3 protein-coding genes are annotated in these 3,279 nt (G+C 75.3%); all 3 read left to right on the top strand.

All coding sequences use genetic code 11. The features are described from left to right. The first annotated feature begins 102 nt into the window (after window positions 1-102). Window positions 103-1,554: a hypothetical protein gene (locus tag GTW43_RS31530; protein WP_161305396.1), complete on the top strand. Its 1,452-nt coding sequence runs from the start codon at window positions 103-105 to the stop codon at window positions 1,552-1,554. Window positions 1,555-1,679: 125 nt separating this feature from the next. After that, on the top strand, window positions 1,680-2,630 hold the full coding sequence (locus GTW43_RS31525) for a bifunctional riboflavin kinase/FAD synthetase (protein ID WP_161305395.1): 951 nt from the start codon (window positions 1,680-1,682) through the stop codon (window positions 2,628-2,630). 98 nt (window positions 2,631-2,728) lie between these two features. Next, entirely contained in the window at window positions 2,729-3,211 is a 483-nt protein-coding gene (locus GTW43_RS31520) for a carboxymuconolactone decarboxylase family protein (RefSeq protein WP_161305397.1), read from the top strand. Window positions 3,212-3,279: the final 68 nt, after the last annotated feature.

The following is a 3,279-nucleotide window of genomic DNA, read 5'->3' as shown; positions in this document are numbered from 1 at the left end:
GCCGGAGCCGGAGCCGGAGCCGGAGCCGGAGCTGGAGCAGGAGCAAGAGCCGCTGCCGGAGCAAGAGCCGCTGCCGGAGCAGGAGCCGCTGACGGAGCCGGGGTGCCTGCCGGGACGGAGGCGTCCGGGGACGAGGAGGCGCGATGGTGGGGCGAGCATCTGGTCGGGCAGGTGCTGCTGCGGGTCCGGGACGCCGCGCCGTACCTGCCCGTCCTGGAGACGCTGGCCGACCGCGGGGCGTACGGGCCCTGGTTCTGGACCGCGCTGCGCGTCGGCGCGCACGACCGGTTCGCGCTGCTGCGCCGCCTCGTCGTGCACGATCCTTCACCCGGCGACGGCCACCGCTACCTCGACACCGTCGCCGAACTGCTCGCGGCCGACCCCGCCGGGGCCCAGCGGCAGCTCACCGCGTGGTTCGACGACGAGCGCGCCCTGCCCGCCCTGCCCGACGCCACGGTCGCGACGGCCGCCCAGGCGCTCCTGCACACCCATCGCCACCGCGCCGTCGACGACCTCACCGAGGCCCTCGTCGACTGCCCGCACCCGCGCGCCGACGAGCTGCTCACGGTCCTGGCCGACGAGGAGCCGTCCGCGCTGTGCCGCGCCGTCGACCGCTGGGCCCACGACGAGCGCACCGACCGGCACGTCGCGGCGCTCGCGTACGGGCTGCGGGTCCAGTCCCGGGCGCGTGGCGACGCCGACCACGGGCTGCTCCGGTACGCGGCCCTCGCCCTGCTGGCCCGGCCCGGCGGCGACCGGCTGCACGGCGCCGCGCTCGCCCTGCTCGTCCGCGACCCCCGCTCCCGGCCCGCGTACCTGGACCGCGCCCTGCGGCGGTTCGCGACCGGTGACCCGCAGCTGCCCGCGTCCGCGCTCGCCGCGGCCCTGGAGAGCGACCCGGATCCGGTCCTCGCGGCGTTCCGCACCCGGCTGGGTGAACTCGGGCCGGGTGCGGGCGACATCGTGCGCACGCTCGCCGACGTGACGACCCCCGCGCTGGCCCGGCGGGCCGCCGCCCTCGTCGGGGAGGTCACCGCCGACCGGCCCGAGGGCGCCGCCCGGCACGCTGCCGCGTTCGTGGACCGCTGTCTGGAGCGCGGCCCCACCGGGCGCTCGGTCCTGCTGCCGCTCGCCCTGGAGCTGCTGCGCGCCCCGTCGACCGCCGTCCGGGCCGCGCTCGCGCCCGTGCTCGCCGCGCCCGGCACCGCCGCCTCGCGCGGGCTGCGCGGCGAGCTGCTCGACGTCCTGCTCGGCCAGGAGCGCGACCCGGACGTCCTCGCGGCCGTGCTCGACGCGGCCGCACGGGGCGCCGTGCGGCGCGGCCAGGCCCGTACCCGGGACCTCGTGCACCGCACCGGCACCCTGCTCGTCCGCACCCCGCAGGGCGCCGCCCGCTTCGACCGCGGGCTCGTGGAGCTGGCCGGGGCGGTCCCGGGCTTCGCCGCGCTCACGGCCCGCTGGCTGGCCGCGGAGCCGGACGACTGGGCGGCCCTGGTCGGCCCGAGCACCCGTCGCACCGTCGAGAGCGTCGCCGGCGCCGCGGTGCCCGTCTGAGCCCGGACGACCGCCCGATGAGAGGCGCGGCCGTGCGACATGGCACTCTTAGACCTGCGTGTTCGGTAGGAGACGCGAAGGCAGAGACGGAACCGTCGTACACAGGTTTGCGAGGAGCAATCACCGTGCAGCGCTGGCGTGGCTTGGAGGACATCCCCCAGGACTGGGGGCGCAGCGTCGTCACCATCGGTTCCTACGACGGGGTGCACCGCGGACACCAGTTGATCATCGGCCGCGCCGTGGAGCGCGCCCGTGAGCTGGGCGTTCCGGCCGTCGTCGTCACCTTCGACCCGCACCCCAGCGAGGTCGTGCGCCCGGGTTCGCACCCGCCGCTGCTGGCCCCGCACCACCGCAGGGCCGAGCTGATGGCCGACCTGGGGGTCGACGCGGTCCTGATCCTGCCGTTCACCACCGAGTTCTCGAAGCTGTCGCCCGCCGACTTCGTGGCGAAGGTCCTCGTCGACCGGCTGCACGCGCGCGTCGTCGTGGAGGGCCCCAACTTCCGCTTCGGCCACAAGGCCGCCGGTGACGTGGCCTTCCTCGCCGAGCAGGGCCGCACCTACGACTTCGAGGTCGAGATCATCGACCTGTACGTGAGCGGCTCGGCCGGCGGCGGGCAGCCGTTCTCCTCGACGCTCACCCGGCGCCTCGTCGCCGAGGGCGACGTCGAGGGCGCCCGGGAGATCCTGGGCCGCCCGCACCGCGTCGAGGGCGTCGTCGTGCGCGGCGCGCAGCGCGGCCGCGAGCTCGGCTTCCCCACGGCCAACGTCGAGACGCTGCCGCACACCGCGATCCCCGCCGACGGCGTCTACGCCGGATGGCTGCACGTCGACGGCGAGGCGATGCCCGCGGCGATCTCGGTCGGCACGAACCCGCAGTTCGACGCCGTCGAGCGGACCGTCGAGGCGTACGCCATCGACCGTGAGGGCCTCGACCTGTACGGGCTGCACGTCGCCGTCGACTTCCTCGCGTTCGTGCGCGGCATGTCCAGGTTCGACTCGCTCGAGCAGCTCGTCGAGGCGATCGCGAGCGACGTGAAGCGCTCGCGTGAGCTCATCGAGGCGTACGAGGCGTAGCTCACACCCCGGCATGTCACAGCGGGACCCCCGCGATCCGTCTCATCGGTGAACGCCACCCAAGGACCACGGATCCACGCAGGGAGCATGCCATGACCATGGAACCCCGTCTGAACCTGTTCGGCAGCGACGCCGCCGTCGGATTCCTCAAGCGGCTCGTCGCCGCGCACCAGCCGCTGGCCGGATCGGCGCTGCCCGGCGCGGTCCAGGAACTGGTGAAGATCCGGGCCAGCCAGATCAACGGCTGCTCGGGCTGTCTCGACATGCACGTCAAGGAGGCCGTCGCCGCGGGGGAGACCGCGGTGCGGCTGAGCCTCGTCGCCGCGTGGCGCGAGGCGACGGTCTTCACCGAGGCGGAGCGCGCGGCGCTGGAGCTCGCGGAGGAGGGGACCCGGCTCGCGGACGCCGCCGGCGGGGTGTCCGACGAGGTGTGGGCCCGGGCCGCCAAGCACTACGACGAGGACCAGCTCGGGGTGCTGGTCTGTCTCATCGCCGGGATCAACGCGTTCAACCGCCTGAACGTGATGACGCGCCAGCCGGCGGGCGACTACCAGCCGGGCATGAAGTCGCCTCTGGAGTAGCCCCGCCCGGTCGCCGGCAGGCTGGTCGCGCCCCGCGCCCCTGAAGGCATGCGCTGCGCGCAGCCTTC

The organism is Streptomyces sp. SID5785, assembly GCF_009870065.1.
Lineage (GTDB): Bacteria > Actinomycetota > Actinomycetes > Streptomycetales > Streptomycetaceae > Streptomyces.
This window is presented reverse-complemented; position numbering and strand designations above follow the sequence as displayed.

Bases quoted from the DNA above. Each gene is read 5' to 3' on its own strand.
- GTW43_RS31520 (WP_161305397.1), top strand. From the start codon at position 2,729: ATGGAACCCCGTCTGAACCTGTTCGGCAGCGACGCCGCCGTCGGATTC.